Here is a 20,630-nt window from a genome sequence, read left to right on the forward strand (position 1 = left end):
GTGTCGACGAGCGGGGCGGCGGGGGGTTCTACGGCCCGGGGCGCCGCGAAGCCACGATCGAGGATCTGCAGGCGCTGCCGACCGACCCGGCCGCGCTCGCCGAGAAGTTCCTCAGCCGGACGGCGATCGAGCGCCCGACCCGCGAGAAGGCGCAGAATCTGAAGCGGAAGCCACCCCACATCACTGACGAAATCCTCCCCAATGCGCAGATACAGCGGACGGCGGCGATGCTCTCAGGACCGCTGCCGCCGAAGGTCCGAGCCGGCCTGATGCGGGCACTGGCGGCCCAGCCCGGGGTCCACGCGGTCGGCCGCACCACCGACCCGCTGGGGCGCGCGGGCGTCGCGCTCGCCACCGGCGACCGTACCGCCACGGACACCGCCGACTTCGGCACGCCGAAGGCCGAGCAGGGGACGTACCGCTACCGCTTCGAGATCATCTTCGATGAGCGAACCGGGGCGCTGCTGTCCAACCAGACCCAGCTGACCGGGCCGGGCGGGAAGTACGCGGAGATGAAGCCGGGCTTCGTCATCAACTACGAGGTGGAGCGCGCCTCAGGCTGGACGAATACGAAGCCGAAGCCGCCCGCCGAGCTGCCCTTCTGACCGGGGGCCGAGCGCCCTCCGCCCGCCGCCCCGGGCGGGGGGCGCTCGCGCGTGAAGGCGGAACGGGGGATCGGTTGAGAACCGGGTGTCGTGCAACTCCCCCACAGCGAGGATCAGCCCCATGGCCCATCACCGCCCGCCGGATACCGGCGGGGACGCGTCCGACGCGGCGGCGATCGTCCGCTCGCGGCGCGAGCCCGCCGCGTTCGCGGAGATCTTTCACCGGCACTTCGCCGCGATCCACGGGTACGCGGCCCGGCGGCTCGGTGTGGACGCCGCGGACGACATCGCTGCCGAGACGTTCCTCGCCGCGTTCCGCAAGCGCGGACGGTTCGACCCGGCGCGCGGGACCGTCCGGCCGTGGCTGTACGGCATCGCGACCCGGCTGATCGGGCTGCACCGGCGCGCGGAGGGCCGCCGCTACCGGGCGTTGGCGCGCACGCCCGCCGAGCGTTTCCAGGACGGTCACGAGGACGTCGTCACCGCCCGCGTCACGGCCGGGGACGCGGGCGCGGACCTGGCCGACGCGCTGGCCCGGCTGCCGCGCGGGGACCGGGACGTCCTGCTGCTGGTGGCTTTGGCCGACCTGTCCTACGAGGAGGTCGGGCAGGCGCTCGGCCTGAAGACCGGCACGGTCGGGTCCCGCCTGAACCGTGCCCGGCGCCGCCTGCGGGAGTCGCTCGGCGGAACCAACCCCGCGCTGATCGTCGAGGAGACGCCCGCATGAACGCGAACGAGATGGACCGGGTCCGGGGCCTGCTGAGCGAGCCGCCGCCCCCGACGGACGCGGCCACGGCGAAGGCGCTGGCCCTGCTGGAGGACGAGATGACCGGGAGGCGTGTCCGGACGGGAGGGCGGCGCCGGTTCACGTGGCCGGTCGGGCTGGGCGCCGGACTGGTCGCGGCGGGTGCGGCGGCGGCCGTCGCCATCGCCGTCACCGGCCAGGGCTCGCCGGGATCGCCGGACGCGCCGTCCAACGTCGACCTGAACAGGCAGGCGGTGCTCGCGGCTGCGGCCAAGGTGGAGTTGGCGCCGACCGGCAAGTACTGGTACACCGACCGCATCGACGGGCAGTCGTACATCGTCCGGGCGAAGACCGGCGCGTACGCGATCGTCGGCGCGGCGAGCGAGTCGTTCAACTGGACCGGTGTGAAGAAGGGGACCGGCGAGGCGTACTACGGGCGCGACCTGCCGGCCAGGCCGCTCACCCCGCAGGACGAGGCGCTGTGGAAGAAGGCCGGGTCACCGTCGAAGTTCCGGGTCTGGTCCAACGACCACTACTACACCTACGCCGCCAAGGCGACGAAGTGGCGGTCGGACGGCCCGGAGGTCGGCATCGACCCCGAGGGTGGCGGTGAGTTCCTGGGCAAGCCGGCCGAGGAGTGGCAGAACTTGCCGACCGATCCCGCCAAGCTCGCCGAGATGTTCCTGAGCGGCGAGGAGGCGAGCCGGGGGATGGATCCCGCGGCTCGCGCGCGGAAGCTGAGGGGCCCGCAGACGGCCCCTGCCGCAATCTGGCGGACGTCGTCCATCCTTGGCGGTACCCCGGTCCCGCCGAAGGTGCGGGCGGGGCTGATGCGAGCGCTGGCAGCCCGGCCGGGCATCCAGGCGATCGGCCATGTCGCCGACCCGCTGGGGCGCCAGGGCGTGGCACTGGCCTCCGCAGAGCGCACCGCGACGAGCACCGGCGAGTACGGCGGGCCGAAGGCCGAGCAGGGGACTTACAGTCACCGCCAAGTGATCGTCTTCGATGAGAAGACCGGCGGCGTGCTGTCCGTCCAGGACACGCTGACCAAGCCCGGCGGCCGGTATTCGGAGATGAAGTCGGGCTTCGTCATCAACTACGTGGCCGTCCGCTCGACGGGCTGGACCGACACGAAGCCGAAGCCGCCCGCGAAGCTGCCCTTCTGACGCTTCCCGACCCGGAGGTGGTGAACGCTGCGTTATCCCTCGGCGACCGCCGCCTCCCCGCCGATGCCCTCCGCCCGCCGTCCGGGCGGAGGGCATCGTGGTGTCAGGAGTGCCAGAGGTGTCAGGGACGGCGGGTTTCGAGGCCGTCCAGGACGCTGGCGAGGCCGAAGGAGAAGCGGCCCTCCAGGACGTCGCCGGTCTCCTTCATCCAGATGTCGCGGATGTGGGTGGCGAGCCCGGGGCGCTCCTCGTCCAGCCGGTTCAGGTAGGGGGCGAGGTCCTCGACCCATTCGGCGGCGGACGTGCCGGGCTGGCTGCGCTGCCAGCTCGCCTCGCTGCCGGCGGCGCCGATGACGTAGTCGACGACGGCCGACCAGGCGTATTCGAGGTCGAACCCGGTGAAGCCGGCGGCGCCGAACGCGGCGAGGACCTCGTCCAGGACGCGAGTCGCGTTCGGGCCGATCATGGGACGGCTGCCGAAGAGCGTGACCGTCCACGGATGGCGGTGGATCATCGCGCGGAGGCTGCGGGCGTAGCCGTCCGCGGCGGCGCGCCAGCCGTCCCCGGCCGGGACGCCCACCTCGGCCATGACCCGGTCGAGGGCGAGTTCGAGCAGCTCGTCCTTGTTCGCGACGTGCCAGTACACGGAGGTCGCGCCGGAGTTCAGCCGGGTGCCGAGGCGGCGCATGCTGAGCCCGGTCAGGCCCTCGGCGTCGAGCAGTTCGAGCGCGGCGTCGACGATCTGGTCGCGGCCGAGCGTCGGCTGCTCGCGCCGCGCCTTCTCCGGCCGCACCCAGACGGACGCCGTCCTGTTCTCTCCGGCCATCGCAGCCCTCCCTCTCCTCGTACAGGGTACCGGGGCTTGAACGGCGTGCGAGTCGAGTCGTACAGTGTGCGAGACAATTCGAACGCTGTACGAGAACCTGGGAGTGGTCATGACCGCACCTCCGGCCCCGCATCCCCGGCGCTGGCAGATCCTCGGCGTGCTGTGCCTCAGCCTCGTCGTGGTGATGGTCGACAACACGATCCTGAACGTGGCGATCCCGTCGCTGCTCAGCGAGCTGGACGCCACCACGTCCGACGTCCAGTGGATGATCGACGCCTACTCGCTGGTCTTCGCCGGGCTGCTGATCACCGCGGGCAGCCTCGGCGACCGGCACGGGCGCCGCCGCGCCATGCTCATCGGCTTCGCGCTGTTCGGCGCCGGGTCGCTGCTCGCCGCCTTCGCCGCGAACCCGGCGCAGCTCGTCGCGATGCGGGCGGTGATGGGCGTCGGCGGCGCGCTCCTGATGCCCGGAACGCTGTCGATCATGGCGCAGGTGTTCGGCCCGGACGAGCGCGCCAAGGCGTTCGCGATCTGGGGCGCGATGTCCATGGTCGGGCTCGCCGCCGGGCCGACGCTCGGCGGGCTCCTGCTGGAGCACTTCTGGTGGGGCTCGGTCTTCCTGGTGAACGTGCCCGTCACGGTCGTGGCCGTCATCGGGCTGCTGGTCCTCGTCCCCGAGTCGCGGGGGCCGCGGCGGCGCCCGGACGTGCCCGGCGCCGTCCTGTCCACGGCGGGCATGTCGGCGCTCGTGTGGGCGATCATCTCCGGCCCGCAGCACGGCTGGACGGGCGCCCGCACGCTGACCGCGGCCGGGGCGGGCATCGCCGCGCTCGCCCTGTTCGTCTGGTGGCAGGCCCGCAACCCCGAGCCGATGCTCGACCTGCGCCTGCTGCGCCGCCGCGAGTTCTCCGCCGCCGCGACCATGATCGCGATGTTCGGGTTCGCGCTGGCCGGGGTCCTGTTCGCGCTGACCCAGCTGCTCCAGCTCGTGCACGGGTACGGGCCGCTCAAGGCCGGGCTCGCGCTGCTGCCCGTCGCCGTCGCGGCCGGCGCCGGGAACGGGCTCGGCGCCTGGCTGGAGTCGCGGTTCGGCGGCCGGCCCGCCCTCGTCGCCGGGTTCGGCGTCCTCGCGGCCGGGCTCGCCGTCCTCGGCCTCACCGCGACCGATGACGGCTACGCCGTCCTCGCCGCCGGCCTGGTCATCGTCGGCTTCGGCGCCGGGGCCGGCACCCCGGCCGCCTACAGCACGCTGATGGCCGCCGTCCCGCCGGAGGAGGCGGGGGTCGGCTCCGCCGTGAACGACGCGGGCCAGGAACTCGGCAGCGCCCTCGGCGTCGCCGTCCTCGGCAGCGTCATCTCCGCCGCCTACGCCCGCGGCCTCCCGTCCACGGCGCCTTCGTCCGCCCGCCACTCGCTCGGCGAGGCCCTCGCCGCCGGCGACCCCGGCCTCACGTCCGCCGCCAAGGACGCCTTCGCGCACGCGGTCACCGTCGGCTCGCTGGCCGCGGCCGGCGTGATGCTGGCCGCCGCCCTCTTCGCGGCGTTCGCCCTGCGCGGCACCCCGCGCCCGACCGCATCAGACGCCGAGCCCGAAAAGGTCGCAGGCGCCGCGTGAAAGCTGCTCGGGCGTCCGGCGGAGTACAGATGATGACCATCCCCCCGGAGGTGCCTCATGCCGGACCCCACGGAAGGGGCGGCCGCGTGACCGCCCCGCCCGACACCGACCTGGCGGACGACGCCGCGCTGCTCGCCGCGTCCGTCCGCGACGCCGACCGCTTCACCGCCGTCTACGACCGGTACTTCGCCGACGTCCACCGCTACGTCGCCGGGCGCCTCGGCCGGCAGGCGGCCGACGACGTCGTGGCCGAGACGTTCCTCGCCGCGTTCCGCCGCCGCGCCGCCTTCGACCCGGCCCGCGGGACGGTCCGGCCCTGGCTGTTCGGCATCGCGACCAGGCTCATCGCGCAGCACCGCCGCACCGAGACCCGCCGCTACCGGCTGCTCGCCCAGGTCGGCCCGGACCGGGACCCGGACGGCCACGACGAGCGCGTCGCGACGTCGGTGTCCGCCGAGCGTCTGCAGCCGTCCCTCGCCCGCGCGCTGGCGGCGCTGTCCCGCAAGGACCGCGACGTCGTCCTGCTCAAGGCGCTCGCCCAGCTCACCCACGAGGAGATCGCGGAGGTGCTGGGCATCCCGTACGGCACCGTTGGCTCTCGCCTGTCCCGCGCCCGCAGGAAGCTGCGGGCCGCGCTGCCCACCGCCCTCGACACGGAAGGACTCTGACCATGGACGAGTTCCAGCTGATTGCCACGATGCTCGACGAGCCGCCCGCGCCGGACGACGAGGCGCGCGGCCGGGCCCGGCTCCGGCGCGAGATGCACGCGCCGCGGCGCGCCTTCCCGCGCCGGGTCCGGATGCCCCGGCCGGTGCTCGGTGCCGGCCTCGCCGCGGTGGCCGCCGTCGCCGCGGGCGCCGTCGTGCTCTCCTCCGGCACGACGCCCCGGGCGCCGTCCCCGTCCGCGTCCCCGGACTCGGCCCGCACCGTGCTGCTGGCCGCGGCGACCAAGGCGCAGGCCGCCCCGGCCGGCCACGGACGCTACTGGTCGTCGGTGACCCGGGAGGGCGGTCACCTTCTCATGGGCGGCCGCGAGTACTACTCCGTCCGCGAGACGGGCCTGTGGGACGCCGGCCCCGGCAAGGCCGCCTGGCTCGCCGAGCGCGTGGTCAGCCGCCGCGACCTCGGGCCTGCCCCGTTGGGAGGCCCGTCCCCGTCCGGGCGCCCGGAACCATCGGCGGGTGGCGCGACGGGCTGGACGAAGACGAAGGTCAAGGGCGGTGAGGCGTTCCGGCTCGCCGACTGGGAGGGGGCCGCATCGCCGGACGTGCGGAAGCTGCCCGCCGACCCGCAGGACCTCCGGCGGTTCCTGGACCGGGCGCTCAAGCAGGTCCCGGGAGTCGACCCCGCCGAGTGGCTGATGAGCAACGCACAGAAGATCGGCGCCGCGCCCGTGAAGCCCGCCGTGCGCGCCGCGATGTACCGGCTGCTCGCGGACTCGCCGGGGATCCGTCCCCTCGGCCCCGTCACCGACCCGCTCGGCCGGCACGGCGACGGCGTCGCCCGGCGGGTGCACGCGGACGACGCCGTCGTGGACGAGCGGCTCGTGATCGACCCGGCGACGGGCCGCCTCCTGGCCCAGGAGTCCGTGCTGGTGCAGCCGGGCAAGGCATCGCGCGGCACCAAGCCCGGGACGGTGGTCGCCTACACCGCGCTCGTCTCCCACGGCTGGACCGACAAGGTCCCCCCGCTAGGCGAGTAGGTCGGGCGGGGCGGTGCCCGTCTCGGTGAGGGGCAGGGCTAGGGCGGCTCGTTCGGCCAGCCAGGTGCTCGGACGGTAGCGCGGGTCGCCGGTGGACGCCTGGAGCCCGCGCAGGATCTCCAGGACCTGGTCGGCGCCCGCGCTGTCGCCCAGCTCCAGCGGCCCCCGCGGGTAGCCGAGGCCGAGCCGGACGGCGGTGTCGATGTCCTGCGGGCGGGCCAGCCGCTGCTCGGCGATGCCGCACCCCACGTTCACGATCGAGGCGAGGAGCCGCTGAGCCACGGGGGCCGGGGCGTCGCGGACGACCGTCAGCGAACGTCCCGTGGCGGCCAGGGCGGCGATCCCGGCGCGGCCCGCCTCCTTGTCGACGCCCGGGTGGACGGCCACGGTGAGGCGGGTGAAGAATCCGCCGAACGGGTCAATACCCAGGGTGCGCTCCAGGGGGAGCCCCTTGGCGGCGTCGACAGTGCTCTGCCCGAACGGCGCGACCAGCACGACCGCCTGATTCGACGGTTCGTCGCCCGACTCGACCTCGACGCCGGCCGCCGACAGCAGCGCCCCAAGTTCCTGGCGGTACTGGGGGTGGACCCACACAGGGCGTGGTTCCACCTCCGGTGCCGTCAGCTCCGGCGGCTCCTGCTTGGCGCCGTCCACGTACTTGTAGAACCCCTCGCCCGTCTTGCGTCCGTAGAGGCCCGCCTCCAGACGCGCCCGCCCGAGCCTGGACGGACGGAACCGCGGCTCCGTGTAGAAGCCCGTCCAGATGGACTCCATCACCGGGTGCGACACGTCCATCCCGGTGAGGTCGAGCAGCTCGCAAGGCCCCATCTTCAGGCCGAGGACGTCCCGCGCGATGCGATCGATGTCGACGGGCTCAGCAGCACCCTCGGTAAGGATCTGCAGGGCCTCCGTCACTAGGCCGCGCCCAGCGTGGTTGACGAGGAACCCAGGCGCGTCTGGCGCGAGCACCGGTTCGTGACCGAGACGCCTCACCAGGTCGGCGAGCGCGTCCGGGATCCACTCGGCCGTGCGCGCCCCCGGGATCACCTCGACCAGCCGCATCAACGGCACCGGATTGAAGAAATGGAGCCCCGCCACCCTGGACGGGTCCTCCAGCGCGGCCGCGATCGCCGTAACGGGCAGCGAACTGGTGTTGGTCACCAGGACCGTGTGCTCCGGGCACACCTTCTCCAGGGACCTGAACAGCTCACGCTTGGTCTCGATGTCCTCGCGGACGGCCTCCACGACGAGATCGCAGTCCTGGAACGGGGTGAGCGGCTCACCGACCGGACTGAGCCGTCCCTTGGCCGCCCGCGCGTCCTCGGCGGACATCCGCCCCTTGGCCACGAGCCTGTCGAACATCCCGCCGATGTACTCGGCCGCGTCGACCACGGCCTCCATCCGGATGTCGGCCAGCTCGACGGTCAGCCCGCCCGCCGCGGCGAGCTGCGCGATCCCGCGCCCCATCGCCCCGGTACCGATAACCCGGACCGTCCTCACCCGCCGCGCCCACTGCTCCACCGCCGCCTCCTCGCGTCCGTCCCTGTATTCAACCCTCCGTTGGGCGGAAGGGCGGAGACGGCCCTGCCGAACGCGGGTCGTAACCTGCGAAGTGCCCGGAACCACAGCCTGAGGAGACCGCCATGCCCGACGCGGTGATCTGCGAGCCGCTGCGTACCCCGATCGGCCGGTTCGGCGGGGTGCTGAAGACCGTCCCGCCCGTCGAGCTCGCCGCGACCGTCATCCGCGCCATGGTCGAGCGCACCGGGCTGCCCGGCGACGCGATCGACGAGGTCGTCCTCGGGCACTGCTATCCGACGTCCGACGCCCCCGCCATCGGACGCGTCGCCGCGCTGGACGCCGGGCTGCCAATCTCCGTCGGCGGCACGCAGCTCGACCGGCGGTGCGGGTCGGGGCTCCAGGCCGTCCTGAACGCGGCCATGCAGATCCAGACCGGCGTCAGCGACCTGATCATCGCGGGTGGCGCGGAGAGCATGAGCGGCGCGCCGTTCTACACGACGCAGGGGCGCTGGGGGATCCGCGGGCCGTCCCTCGAACTGCACGACGCGCTCGCGCGAGGCCGCGTGACCGCCGGCGGCGTCAACCACCCCGTGCCGGGCGGGATGCTGGAGACGGCCGAGAACCTGCGCCGCGAGTACGGCATCGGACGCGAGGAGCAGGACGAGCTGGCCGTCCGGTCCCACCGGCGGGCCGTCGCCGCGCAGCGGTCGGGGGTCTTCGGCGAGGAGATCGTGCCGGTGACCCTCCGGTCGCGCAAGGGGGACACGGTCGTCGACACCGACGAGCACCCGCGTCCCGACACGACGGCCGAGGGGCTGGCGAAGCTCCGTCCCGTCCTCGGGAAGCAGGACGCCGAGGCCACCGTGACCGCCGGGAACGCGAGCGGGCAGAACGACGCGGCCGCCGCCTGCATCGTCACCACACCCGAGCGCGCCGAGGAGCTGGGCCTGCGGCCGCTCGTCCGGCTCGTCTCCTGGGGGCGCGCGGGCGTCCCGCCCAAGACGATGGGCATCGGGCCCGTCCCCGCCACGGCCAAGGCCCTGGACGCCGCCGGCCTCACCCTCGCCGACATCGGCCTCATCGAGCTGAACGAGGCGTTCGCCGCCCAGGTCCTCGCCGTCACCCGCGAATGGGGCCTCAAGGACGCCGACTGGGACCGCGTCAACGTGCACGGCTCCGGCGTCTCCCTCGGCCATCCCGTCGGCGCCACCGGCGCCCGCATCCTCGGGACCCTCGCCCGCGAGATGCACCGCCGCGAGGCCCGCTACGGCCTGGAGACCATGTGCATCGGCGGCGGCCAGGGACTGGCCGCGATCTTCGAGCGCGTCTAGGTCAGGGCGTCCAGGCGGGGTCGCGGCCGGTCATGGCTATCAGGCGGTCGAGGGGGGAGGCGTCCTGCGGGGCGCCGAGGGCGGGGCCGAACAGGCCCGGGACGCCCTCGCCGCCGCTCTGCTCGACGGACGGCGCGACGAAGACGAGGCATGCCTCGATCTCGTCCTTGCTGGCGTCGTAGGGCTGGCCGCTGGCGCGGGCGATGTCCCAGCCGTGCACGACCAGCTCGTTCAGCGCGACGTGCCCGGCCGTGTCGCCGGGCAGGTCGAGGCCGCCGGCGGCGGTCATGCCCTGCCACGCGTCCGGGACGCGCCAGGCGGCGGCGAGCGCGTCGAGCCGCTCGGGAAGGCGGGCTCGCCAGTCCGGTGGCAGGGCGGTCTCGTCCCCGATCCCGGCCTGGCCGGCGGACGGCGGCTGCGAGCCCCCGTCCGGGAAGTTCTTCGTCGCGGCCCAGGTGAAGGCGAGGGACAGGCCGCTCACGTGGTCGATGAGCGCGCCGAGAGAGGTGTCGGCGCAGGGTGTCGGGGCGTCGAGCTGGAAGTCGCGCACCCCCGCGAGCAGGTCGGCCATCCGCCGGGCGGCCGGGGCGATATCGGGCATCGGGGTCATCATGGGGTCCTCCGTTCGGCATACCGGTGGACGGGACGCGGCTGGACGCGTCCCGTCCACGTGGTATGGACTCGGGGACCGCGCGAGACTCATCGGTGCCCGATCTCTAAGGTATGACGAACACCTGACCAGGGAATTGTGACGCATAAGCTACTACCGAGTAGTATTCGGGCCCCGGAGGAAGAGCAGTCTGACGCGAGCCCTACGCTGACTGCCATCGCCCGTACCCCAGGAGGACGGAACAGTGTTCTGGATCACGTTGGTCATCGGGCTCGCCGGAACGGCGGTCGCCCTGGCGCTCGCCGGACGGCGGGTGCTGTTCCTGTATGCGATCGCCAAGAGCGGGCAGCCCGATCCGGAGCGGACGCTGCAGGTGCGGCGGGAGCCGTCCAAGGCGGTCGAGGGGCAGGCCGTTGAGGTCCTGGGGCAGCGCAAGCTGCTGAAGTGGACGCTGGCCGGCGCCGCGCACTTCGCGGTGATGTGGGCGTTCATCCTGCTGATCACGGTGTACCTGGAGGCGGCGGTCGCGCTGCTGTTCGGGTTGGACAAGCATGTCCCGGGGTTGCAGACGTGGGCGCCGATCGGGTTCGTGCAGGACACGATCGCGCTGGCCTGTACCGCGGGCCTGATCGTGTTCACCGCGATCCGGATCAAGAACTCGCCCAAGCGGCTGGACCGCGGGTCGCGGTTCAAGGGCTCGCACCTGTCGGGTGCGTGGATCACGCTGTTCATGATCTTCAACGTGATCTGGACGATGTTCTTCTTCCGCGGCGTCGAGTGGGCCAGCGGCAACCTCGACTACGGCAAGGGCGCCTACTTCTCCTACCTGGTCGGGCACCTGTTCGACGGGCTCAGCCACGACACCCTCGAAGTGCTGGAGTCGGTCGGGCTGCTGCTGCACATCGCGGTCGCGCTGATCTTCCTGGTGTTCGTCGTGCACTCCAAGCACCTGCACATCTTCCTGGCCCCGTTGAACGTCATGTTCAAGCGGCAGCCCGACGGCCTGGGCCCGGCGCAGCCGATGATGTCCGGCGGCAAGCCGCTGGACTTCGAGGAGGCCGACCCCGACGAGGACGTCTTCGGCCGCGGCAAGATCGAGGACTTCACCTGGAAGGGCCTGCTGGACATGGCGACCTGCACCGAGTGCGGTCGCTGCCAGTCCCAGTGCCCCGCCTGGAACACCGGTAAGCCGCTGTCGCCCAAGATGCTGGTGCTGGAGCTGCGCGACCACGCGCTGGCCAAGGCTCCCTATGTCACCGCGTCCGAGGAGCAGCGGGAGAAGTTCACCGACGAGCAGAAGCTCGCGATGCAGGTGGACAAGGAGCTGGTCGCCGAGGACGGCGTCATCCACCCGGACGTGTTGTGGTCGTGCACCAACTGCGGTGCGTGCGTCGAGCAGTGCCCGGTCGACATCGAGCACATCGACCACATCCTGGACATGCGCCGCTTCCAGGTCATGATCGAGTCCTCGTTCCCGAGCGAGGCCGGTGTCATGCTGAAGAACCTGGAGAACAAGGGCAACCCGTGGGGGATGTCGGAGACCAAGCGCCTGGAATGGGTCCAGGAGCTGGACTTCGAGGTCGACGTCGTCGACGACAAGGTCTCCGACGACACCGAGTACCTGTTCTGGGTCGGCTGCGCCGGCGCGCTGGAGGACCGGGCCAAGAAGACCACCAAGGCCGTCGCCGAACTGCTGCACATCGCGGGCGTCAAGTTCGCCGTGCTCGGCCCGATGGAGGCCTGCACCGGTGACCCGGCCCGCCGTCTGGGCATGGAGTTCGTCTTCCAGATGCTCGGCCAGCAGAACGTCGAGACCCTCAACGACGCGGGCGTGAAGAAGATCGTCGCGACGTGCCCGCACTGCTTCAACACCCTGGCGAACGAGTACCCGCAGATCGGCGGGAACTACGAGGTCGTCCACCACACCCAGCTGCTCGCGCACCTGGTCGAGGAAGGCAAGCTCACCCCGGTCTCCCCGATCGAGGAGAACATCACCTACCACGACCCGTGCTTCTTGGGCCGCCACAACAAGGTCTACAAGCAGCCGCGCGACATCATGGCGACCGTCCCCGGCGTCAAGACCCGCGAGATGCACCGGCACAAGGACCGCGGTTTCTGCTGCGGCGCCGGCGGCGCCCGGATGTGGATGGAAGAACGCATCGGCAAGCGCATCAACACCGAGCGGGTCGACGAGGCACTGGAGACCAACCCCGACACCGTCTCCACCGCCTGCCCGTTCTGCCTGGTCATGCTCGGTGACGCCATCAACGAGAAGAAGAACGCCGGCGACGCCAAGGAGTCCCTGGAAGTCGTCGACGTCTCCCAGCTGCTGATCCGCTCCATCAAGGGCGACCCCGCCGCCGAGAAGGAGCCCGTCGCCGCCGAGTAGCCCGCTGAGACGGCCCCGCTCCCCGCACCGGCGGGGGGCGGGGCCGTTCCCGTGGGTTGCGGTGGCCGTTGAGCTGGTAAGACCTGACAATGGCCGTGCTCGTGTCCGTCCTCGCGTTCGTGATGACGCTCGCCGGAGGGCTGGCGGCGATGCGCGTCCGCGACCACCGGCACCTCGTCCTCGGGCTGGCGGGCGGCCTGATGCTCGGCGTCGTCTGCTTCGACCTGATCCCCGAGTCGCTGGAGATGACGCGGCAGCGGCCGCTCGGCGTCCCCGCCCCCATGATCGGGTTCGCGGCGGGGTTCGTCCTGCTGCACGTCGTGGAGCAGGCCGTCGCGATCCACCAGGCGCACGAGGACGAGTACGCGCCGCACGTCCACGCCCACGGCGCCCGCTCGGGCGGGCTGCTCGCCGCGTTCGCGCTGATCGCGCACAGCCTGGTGGACGGCCTCAGCATCGGCCTCGGCTTCCAGTCCGGCACCGAGGTCGGGATCTTCGTCGCGGTCGCCGTCGTCACCCACGACTTCGCGGACGGCTTCAACACCTTCACCGCCGCCTCGCTGCACCGGGCCGACAAGCGCCCCGCCGTCCTGCTGCTGCTCGCCGACGCCGCCGCCCCGATCGCGGGGGCCGCGCTCGGCACCCTCGCCACCGTCCCGGACGCCGTCCTCGGGCCCTACCTGGGGCTCTTCGCGGGCGTCCTGCTGTACCTGGCGGCCGCCGAGATCCTGCCGGAGGCGCACAGCGTCCACCCGCGGATCATGACGCTCTGCGCGACCGGGGCCGGCCTGCTGGCCGTCCTCTGCACGGTAGGGCTCGCCGGGTGACCCGCGCGCGAAGAGGGCCGCCCGGTCGCCCGGACGGCCCTCTTCGCATGGGGGCTGGGGTCAGCCCGTCCAGTTGGCGTAGCTCTTGTTCGTCTTGAGCCACTCGTCGACGGCCTGGTCCGGCTTGCCCTTGTACTTGTTCTCCATCAGGTCCTCGAGCGTCCCGAGGTGCTCGTCGTCCATCTTGAACTTCTTCAGCCAGCCCGCGACCTCCGGCTGGTCCTTGCTGAAGTCCTTGCGGGCGACGTTGTAGATCCCGTCCGGCTTGCCCATCGCGCCCTTCGGGTCCTTCAGGTCGCGGATGGGGTACTTCGAGTACGCCCAGTGCGGACGCCACAGCGTGACGACGATGTCCTTCTTGGCGTCGATGGCCTTCTTCAGCTCGGTCAGCATCGCCGCCGTCGAGGACGTCGTCACCTCGTACTCGTCCTTCAGGCCGTACGCGGGGAGCATCTCCTCCTGCGACACCCGGTACAGGCCGGAGCTCTTCTCAATGCCGACGATCTTCCCGCCGTACTGGCCGCCCTTGCCCTTGAGGTCCGCGATCGACTGCAGCGGCGAGTAGTTCGGGACGGCGATCGTCAGCGGCGCCGAGTCGTACCAGGAGCCGACCTTCTCCAGCTTCTTGCCGTACTGCTTCCAGTAGTCCTCGTGGGTGCTCGGCAGCCAGGAGTCGACGAACAGGTCGACGTCGCCCTTCGACATGCCGGCGTAGAGCGGCCCGGTGTCGAGGGTCTTGACCTCGACCTTGTAGCCCTTGTCGGTGAGGAGCCGCTTCCAGAGGGCGGTGGCGGCCTCGCCTTCGGCCCAGCCCGAGACCATGCCGATGGTGATGTTCTTGTCATCCCCACCCCCACCGGAGTCGGAATCGCCGCACGCGGCGGCGCTCAGGCCCAGCGTCAGCGTCATCGCCGCGACCGTCAGGCCCTTGAACTTGGAGTGCATGCCCGTCCTTTCGTTGGCTTGCATGGTGATGTGGGGGAGCGGGATCAGTTGCCCCCGCCGGCCGCGGCGGACCCGGCCGCGACACCGACCGGGAACGTGTCGGACGCCCTGCGGCGCTCGATCAGCGCCCGCAGCATCGTCGGGCCCTCGCTGAGCGCGCCGGTGAGCCGGTCCAGGTAGATCGCGAGGACGACGACGGCGATACCGCCCTCGAAGCCCTTCGCGACGTCCACCCGGTTGATGCCCTCCAGCACCTCGCCGCCGAGCCCGCCCGCCCCGACCATGCCCGCGATGACGACCATCGACAGCGACAGCATGATCAGCTGGTTGACGCCCGCCATGATCGACGGCATCGCCAGCGGGATCTGGATCCGGGTCAGGATCCGGTTCGGCGGCGTGCCGAACGCCTCGCCCGCCTCCACCATCTCCGGGTCGACGCCGCGGATGCCGAGCTCGGTCAGCCGCACCCCCGGCGGCATGGCGAAGATCACCGTCGCCACCACGCCGGGCACCGCGCCGATGCTGAAGAAGAAGATCGCCGGGATCAGGTAGACGAACGCCGGCATCGTCTGCATGAAGTCGAGCACCGGCCGGGTGATCCGGCTCACCAGGTCGCTGCGCGCCGCCGCGATACCGATCGGTATCGCCAGCACCGTGGACACCACCGCCGACACCAGCACCAAGGCCAGCGAGTCCATCGCGGGCTCCCACAGCTCCATGCTGTCGACCAGCGCGAACCCGAGGATCGTGAAGACGCCCAGCTTCCAGCCGGACAGCACGAGCGCGATCACGGCCAGCACCAGCGTCAGGCCGAGCGGCGGCAGCAGGTTCAGGACGTCGGTCAGCCCGTCGACCGACGACTCGATCGCGGACCCGATCCCGTCGAACAGCCACGACAGGTGATCCGTACACCAGGTCACCAGGTTGTCGAACCACTCGCCGACCGGCGCCCGGGGCAGGTCGATCGCCATCGGACTACTCACTGCCACCCTCCTTCGTCAGCGCCAGCTCCGGCTCCTCGACGACCTCCTCCACATGGGCGTTGATCGCACCGAGCGCCGCGAGCAGCGTCACCCGCGGGATGACGCCGAGCAGCGTCCCCTCCTCGTCCGCGACGGGCACCGGCAGATCGCTCTCGGCGCACCGCACGAACAGGTCCGCGACCGGGGTGTCCGGCGCCACCGGCTCCGGATCCTCCGGGTCGATCAGGCCGTCCAGCTTCTGGACGTTCTCCTGCACCGCGTCGGCGATCACCGTCGCGCGCACCCGCCCGATCAGCCTGCGGTCGCGTCCCACCACGAACGCCGCCGACGTCTGATGCTCGCGCATCGTCCGCAGCGCCGTCCGCGGCCCCGTGTCCGCGAGCACCGTGACCAGCGGCTTCTCCATGACCGACGAGGCCGTCAGCACCCTGGTGCGGTCCACGTCCGCCACGAACTGGGCGACATAGTCGTTCGCCGGATCCGTGAGGATCTCCTCGGCCGTCCCGATCTGGACGATCCGCCCCTCCCGCATCACCGCGATGCGGTCACCGATGCGCATGGCCTCGTTCAGGTCGTGCGTGATGAAGACGATGGTCTTCCCGAACCGTCTCTGCAGGTCGAGGAGCAGGTCCTGGACCTCCCGGCGGATCAGGGGGTCCAGCGCGCTGAACGCCTCGTCCATCAGGATGATGTCGGTGCCGGAGGCAAGCGCGCGGGCGAGGCCCACGCGCTGCTGCATGCCACCGGACAGCTCACCGGGGACCTTGCTCTCCCAGCCTTCGAGTCCCACCAGAGCCAGGAACTCCCGGGCCTTCTTCTCTCGTTCTTCCTTCGGGACGCCGCGGACCTCCAGTCCGTAAGCGGCGTTCGCCAGAACCGTCCGATGGGGGAACAGCGCGAAGTGCTGGAAGACCATGCTGACCTTGTCCTGCCGCAGCGTTCGCAACGCCTTCGGCGGCAGCTTCGCGATGTCCTGCCCGTCGATCTCGACACTTCCGGACGTGACCCCGAGAAGCCCGTTCAGCATCCGGATGAGGGTCGACTTCCCCGACCCCGACAGGCCCATGACCACGAAGATCTCGCCCTGCTGCACCTCGAAGGTGGCGTCCACCACCGCAGGTGTGACCCCGAGGTCGCGGACCGCCTTCAGGTCGGCGCCCGCCTTGAGTTTCCGCTGTGCCTCGGCCGTCTTACGGCCGAACAGCTTGGTGACGCTTTCCGCGCGGAGTACTGACACGATCTCCTTTCGGGTTCCCACGTCGATGCGCGGAAACGGGTCGCCCTACCTGGCCAGGCGCCCGGGGTCTCATGCAAAGAGCATGTCAACCAGACGCCAAAGCCATGCGTCGCCCGAAACTACCCGTCCAGAGAACATGTTTCATCTTTTGGTGATCCCCGTCACGTTCGGGTAACGAACCGGCTACACCTTCGTCCGATGGAAGTTCAAATACGACCTTGAGGGCGTCGGCCCCCGCTGATCCTGGTACCGCGACCCGTACTTCGCCGCCCCGTAGGGGTACTCGGCCGGCGAGCTCGTCCGGAACAGGCACATCTGCCCGATCTTCATCCCCGGCCACAACTTGATCGGCAGCGTCGCCACGTTGGACAGCTCCAGCGTCACATGCCCGCCGAACCCCGGATCGATCCACCCCGCCGTCGAATGCGTCAGCAGCCCGAGCCGCCCCAGCGAACTCTTCCCCTCCAGCCGCGCCGCCAGATCCTCGGGCAGCCCGAAAATCTCGTACGTCGACGCCAGCACGAACTCCCCGGGATGCAGCACGAACGCCTCGTCCGCCTCGACCTCCACCAGCCGCGTCAGATCCGGCTGCTCCACCGCCGGATCGATGTGCGGGTACTTGTGGTTCTCGAACACCCGGAAGTACCGGTCCAGCCTCACGTCCACACTGGACGGCTGGACCATCCCCGGCTCATACGGGTCGATCTTGACCCGCCCGGACTCGAGCTCGGCCCTGATGTCGCGATCGGAGAGCAGCACCCGGAAACGCTATCCCACCCCCACCAGCGATCCGGTACAGTATCCAAGGCACGCCGCCCCGAGCGGCCACCACGCGGGTGTAGTTCAATGGTAGAACTTCAGCTTCCCAAGCTGACAGCGCGGGTTCGATTCCCGTCACCCGCTCCCACCACAAAGGCCCAGGTCAGGGACTCAGTCTCCGGTACTGGGCCTTGATCGTTTCTCGGTTCGCGTGCTCGCCGTGCAATCAGCGGACAATTAAGCGACCGGCACCAGAGGTTGCCCTGCCGCCGTCTGCCCCCCTCACCACTCAGCCTCCTTCCCGACCCTGAACGAGGGCGAAGCCTGACAACTTGTGCCGGGCAGCCGTCACGGCGAAGGCTCGGGGAGATTCGCCGAAGGTACTCTGGGTGAGTACCCGTACCGACCCGACCGGAGGCGCCAGGAGCCATGCCCGCGATGACTCTCCCCCTGCCGTCCGGTGACACCTGGACCCGGGCGGACTACGAGGCGCTGCCCGAAGACCTCCCAGTGCGCGTGAGCCTCATCCACGGAGAACTTGTCGTGAGCCCCCGGCCCCGCCCGATCCACCAGCGCATCGCGCGGCGCCTGGCGACCCGCATCGAAGACGCCGCTCGTGACGCCTGGCAGGTGGACACGGATGTGGACGTGCTGCTGGACGACGACGAGGTAGAACCGGTCGAGATCGCCCCGGATATCGTCGTGTACTCGACCGAGCACGACCCCTATGACCGTCCCATCCATGCCGAGTCGGTCACCCTCGTCGCCGAGGTGGTGTCCCCGTCGACCAAGCGTAAGGACCGGCGGATGCGACCGGCCTTGTACGCGGGAGCCGGTATCAGGCACTACTGGCGCGTGGAGACCGACCAGACCGCACCGGCGTTCGCGGTCTATACCTATGAGTTGGACGACGCCAGCGGCGGATATGTCGCCACCGGCGTGCACCACGACCGGATCACTGCGACTCAGCCCTTCGCCCTCGACATCGACCTCAAAGCCGTTCGCGAACGCTGACAACATGTAGCGCGTTGCAGTCCTCAAGGACAGCCATCCGGGGGTCGCGACGATCGCTGCCGCGCGGTTTCCGTGCTCGGGCCGTGGCTGGCTTTGCGTTCCGGTCCACTTTCCATCGGATGATCGGGTGCTGTCTCCGCTTCGAGCAGGCCGAGGATGCGCAGGTCAGTAGCTACGGTGCCGTGCCATTAGCGTGCCATTAGGGGCGGTCAGTGAGGGGTACTCACGGTCACTTGCGGGACGGTTGAACGGCAGGTCAGCGAGGGTGGCGGCCGAGTTCGCAATGGTTCCCAAACTGACAGCGCGGGTTCGATTCCCGTCACAGCTCCCACCCTGAAGGCCAGGCAGAGCACATGATCTCCAATTCATGATCTTGATCACTCTGTCGACTTTGCCGGGCTATTGGTCGCGCTCCGCCTGGACGAGCGCATCACAAGGGCTGCCGCTTCACGGTCGCCAGTGCCTCCCGCCCCGGTGTGCCGGGTGTGCGGTCCATTCGTCCGGTCCCGCCGCGCTGATCTACCCACCACAAAACGGCCATTGTGGTGCATCTGTTTAATAATTTCCCGGCAGTTAGCTGCGGCAAATTGAGTCTTCTGATAGGAAGCCAAGAATGACGGAGACTCAAGACCGAGAAGGAGTGCCCGGAGGGCCTGCAAGGTGGGGGGCCATCGGGATAATTGGCGCTGCGCTAGTAACGACGACGGGGGCGGCAGTCCTGGAATTGATCAAGGGAAATCCTCAATCCAAGGGATCAGGGGAAGCTTCTGCAGCAACACCGCCCCGGATGCTTCCTATCGAATCCGACGAGAACGGCACAGTGGACCGGTGTGTCCCGGTTTTCGGGACCGGGAAGCTGACGAAAGGCTACACGTTCGTTGTCGGCATCCACCTGCACCAGGATGAGGACAAGCTGAAGAACAAGAGAACCTACTTTCCCTCACGTCCGGTCATACCGGCTCCTAACGGGACAGAACCATGGCATGTGGAGCCGACCTTGGCGGTAGGTCCGGCCGGGGGTGATACGTCCTCCTATGACATCTTCCTGGGAAGGATGCCCGAGGGGCAGGCGCGCATCCTACTCAACGACATGTCAGCGACCAAGGCGCACAACCTCGATGAGATGACCGATCGAGGGATCGAGATCCTTCAGGTTAAGACGGTTAAGCGCCGCCCCTCCAGTGCGACCTGGTGTGTCTGACCGTGGCAACAATCACGAGCGGGGATATTATTGATCTCGGGTGCGCCGCAGTTCGTCACGACAAGATGAGGACGTTCGCTAATCGAGCGCGAAGTGGGGGCCTCGCGGCCCGTAGCCCCGCCGGCCGGAGGTGCGCCCACGCGAAGCCCTCTGGAAGCCGTCTCGCCGTTCGCGCGGGCGCCCGCTCCGGGACGGGGCAGGAGCGCCGATAGTTTGCATCGATGTGGCTTGGCGCGGTCAGCCGGGTACAGCCCGGCCCCGCTGCAGGTCGGTGGCGAGGCGGCGTGCAATTAGCGTGCAATTAGTACTCCAGCCGCACTTGGAGATCTTGGTCTGATCGAGGCCGGGACTTGAGGCGGCCACCGCTGTGATCGTGTGGGTGTGTTGGTACCAAACGATCGACGGTGGCCGTGCCGCCCACTGTAGAAGATGTCGACCCGGTCGGGTGCCGATGGGGTTCGATGAGCTGTTTGCGCAGGTGGTGGCCCCGTTCTTCGGCCGGCGGGAGCCCAGGGTGCGGGCCCGGTCGTATCTGCTGGGGCTGTTGAGCGCTCTGGAGCGCAAGAACGGCTGGTCGTTGGCGGACTTCGCCGGGGACACGCGGCCGGACGGGACGCAGCGGCTGCTCAACCACGCCCGCTGGGACGCCAACCAGGTGCGGGACGCGCTGCGGGCGCAGGTGGCCGAGCGGCTCGGCGACGCCGGCGGGGCGCTGGTGGTCGACGACACCGGGTTCGAGAAGAAGGGCCGCCGCAGCGCGGGGGTGCAACGCCAACACACCGGAACCGCAGGCAAGATCACCAACTGCCGGATCGGGGTGTTCTGCTCGTAGGTGAACCCCGACCAGCAGCGGGTTCTCATCGACCGGGAGCTGTATCTGCCCGAGTCCTGGTTCGCCGATTCCGACCGGCTCGCCGACGCCGGCGTCCCCGAGCGTGCACTGTTCGCGACCAAACCGGAGCTGGCCTGGCGGATGATCGAACGCGCCTGCGACGATCCGCTGCTGGTGCTCGGGTGGGTGACCGGCGACGAGGCCTAATGCGCCACGAGGCGCCTTGTTGTATCCCCGATTCAGTCGGGAGGAACTCGGAGGGAGGTTTCTGGGTCTGATGGCTTACCTGGATCCGAAAGGTTAAGGGGACAAGAGCATGCCA

General features: G+C 70.3%; 16 protein-coding genes, 1 tRNA gene and 3 pseudogenes. 13 read left to right on the top strand and 7 right to left on the bottom strand.

The genetic code is table 11. From position 1 onward, the window contains the following. From E1293_RS47740 to E1293_RS28605, 3 genes and pseudogenes are all read left to right on the top strand, one after another. A pseudogene (locus tag E1293_RS47740) lies at window positions 1–605 on the top strand (hypothetical protein); the annotation flags it as partial. Window positions 606–726: 121 nt separating this feature from the next. Further along, complete coding sequence (locus E1293_RS28600) at window positions 727–1,332, top strand: RNA polymerase sigma factor (RefSeq protein WP_132200590.1); 606 nt, start codon at window positions 727–729, stop codon at window positions 1,330–1,332. Beyond that, entirely contained in the window at window positions 1,329–2,516 is a 1,188-nt protein-coding gene (locus E1293_RS28605) for a CU044_5270 family protein (RefSeq protein WP_132200591.1), read from the top strand. The genes E1293_RS28600 and E1293_RS28605 overlap by 4 nt, the downstream gene beginning before the upstream one ends. A gap of 121 nt (window positions 2,517–2,637) precedes the next feature. Here E1293_RS28605 and E1293_RS28610 read toward each other — a convergent pair whose 3' ends face one another. Beyond that, window positions 2,638–3,342, bottom strand: coding sequence for a TetR/AcrR family transcriptional regulator C-terminal domain-containing protein (locus E1293_RS28610; protein WP_132200592.1), 705 nt, complete (start codon window positions 3,340–3,342; stop codon window positions 2,638–2,640). Window positions 3,343–3,451: 109 nt separating this feature from the next. Between E1293_RS28610 and E1293_RS28615 the strand changes: the two genes are divergently transcribed. The 3 genes from E1293_RS28615 to E1293_RS28630 all read left to right on the top strand — a co-directional run bounded on the left by E1293_RS28615 (window position 3,452) and on the right by E1293_RS28630 (window position 6,659). Then, the gene (locus E1293_RS28615) at window positions 3,452–4,957 is read left to right on the top strand and encodes an MFS transporter (protein WP_132200593.1); all 1,506 of its coding nucleotides are present in this window, start codon (window positions 3,452–3,454) and stop codon (window positions 4,955–4,957) included. Window positions 4,958–5,043: 86 nt separating this feature from the next. Then, window positions 5,044–5,625, top strand: a complete 582-nt coding sequence (locus E1293_RS28620; RefSeq protein ID WP_243716660.1) for an RNA polymerase sigma factor — start codon at window positions 5,044–5,046, stop codon at window positions 5,623–5,625. A gap of 2 nt (window positions 5,626–5,627) precedes the next feature. Then, window positions 5,628–6,659, top strand: coding sequence for a CU044_5270 family protein (locus E1293_RS28630; protein WP_165978430.1), 1,032 nt, complete (start codon window positions 5,628–5,630; stop codon window positions 6,657–6,659). On the opposite strand, the gene E1293_RS28635 is transcribed toward E1293_RS28630, so the two are convergent. Continuing rightward, window positions 6,648–8,180 carry a 3-hydroxyacyl-CoA dehydrogenase gene (locus E1293_RS28635; RefSeq protein WP_132200596.1) on the bottom strand — a complete coding sequence of 511 codons (1,533 nt, stop codon included), beginning with the start codon at window positions 8,178–8,180 and terminating at the stop codon, window positions 6,648–6,650. The genes E1293_RS28630 and E1293_RS28635 overlap by 12 nt on opposite strands. Before the next feature lie 122 nt (window positions 8,181–8,302). Between E1293_RS28635 and E1293_RS28640 the strand changes: the two genes are divergently transcribed. Beyond that, entirely contained in the window at window positions 8,303–9,511 is a 1,209-nt protein-coding gene (locus E1293_RS28640; protein WP_132200597.1) for an acetyl-CoA C-acetyltransferase, read from the top strand. 1 nt (window position 9,512) lies between these two features. On the opposite strand, the gene E1293_RS28645 is transcribed toward E1293_RS28640, so the two are convergent. Continuing rightward, window positions 9,513–10,112: a TIGR03086 family metal-binding protein gene (locus E1293_RS28645; RefSeq protein ID WP_132200598.1), complete on the bottom strand. Its 600-nt coding sequence runs from the start codon at window positions 10,110–10,112 to the stop codon at window positions 9,513–9,515. A gap of 253 nt (window positions 10,113–10,365) precedes the next feature. On the opposite strand from E1293_RS28645, the gene E1293_RS28650 reads away from it, so the two are divergent. Further along, a complete protein-coding gene (locus E1293_RS28650; protein WP_207939144.1) occupies window positions 10,366–12,510 on the top strand; it encodes a (Fe-S)-binding protein in 2,145 nt (714 codons plus the stop codon). An 89-nt stretch (window positions 12,511–12,599) separates the two neighbouring features. Then, on the top strand, window positions 12,600–13,337 hold the full coding sequence (locus tag E1293_RS28655; RefSeq protein ID WP_132200599.1) for a ZIP family metal transporter: 738 nt from the start codon (window positions 12,600–12,602) through the stop codon (window positions 13,335–13,337). Window positions 13,338–13,397: 60 nt separating this feature from the next. Here the strand turns inward: E1293_RS28655 and E1293_RS28660 are convergent, their stop codons facing one another. The 4 genes and pseudogenes from E1293_RS28660 to dcd all read right to left on the bottom strand — a co-directional run bounded on the left by E1293_RS28660 (window position 13,398) and on the right by dcd (window position 17,261). Continuing rightward, window positions 13,398–14,282: a glycine betaine ABC transporter substrate-binding protein gene (locus E1293_RS28660; protein ID WP_132200600.1), complete on the bottom strand. Its 885-nt coding sequence runs from the start codon at window positions 14,280–14,282 to the stop codon at window positions 13,398–13,400. Between the two features lie 140 nt (window positions 14,283–14,422). Then, a pseudogene (locus E1293_RS28665) lies at window positions 14,423–15,091 on the bottom strand (ABC transporter permease); the annotation flags it as partial. Between the two features lie 166 nt (window positions 15,092–15,257). Beyond that, on the bottom strand, window positions 15,258–16,502 hold the full coding sequence (locus tag E1293_RS28670; RefSeq protein WP_132200601.1) for a quaternary amine ABC transporter ATP-binding protein: 1,245 nt from the start codon (window positions 16,500–16,502) through the stop codon (window positions 15,258–15,260). A 183-nt stretch (window positions 16,503–16,685) separates the two neighbouring features. Beyond that, complete coding sequence (gene dcd / locus E1293_RS28675) at window positions 16,686–17,261, bottom strand: dCTP deaminase (RefSeq protein WP_132200602.1); 576 nt, start codon at window positions 17,259–17,261, stop codon at window positions 16,686–16,688. A 73-nt stretch (window positions 17,262–17,334) separates the two neighbouring features. On the opposite strand from dcd, the gene E1293_RS28680 reads away from it, so the two are divergent. From E1293_RS28680 to E1293_RS49675, 4 genes and pseudogenes are all read left to right on the top strand, one after another. Then, a tRNA-Gly gene (locus E1293_RS28680) sits at window positions 17,335–17,405 on the top strand. Between the two features lie 294 nt (window positions 17,406–17,699). Next, window positions 17,700–18,275, top strand: a complete 576-nt coding sequence (locus E1293_RS28685; RefSeq protein WP_165978431.1) for a Uma2 family endonuclease — start codon at window positions 17,700–17,702, stop codon at window positions 18,273–18,275. Between the two features lie 613 nt (window positions 18,276–18,888). Next, window positions 18,889–19,476: a hypothetical protein gene (locus tag E1293_RS28690; protein ID WP_132200604.1), complete on the top strand. Its 588-nt coding sequence runs from the start codon at window positions 18,889–18,891 to the stop codon at window positions 19,474–19,476. Window positions 19,477–19,927: 451 nt separating this feature from the next. Continuing rightward, window positions 19,928–20,515 (top strand): annotated as a pseudogene (locus E1293_RS49675) (IS701 family transposase). The last annotated feature ends 115 nt before the right edge of the window (window positions 20,516–20,630 follow it).

Source organism: Actinomadura darangshiensis (genome assembly GCF_004349235.1).
GTDB classification, from domain to species: Bacteria; Actinomycetota; Actinomycetes; order Streptosporangiales; family Streptosporangiaceae; genus Spirillospora; species Spirillospora darangshiensis.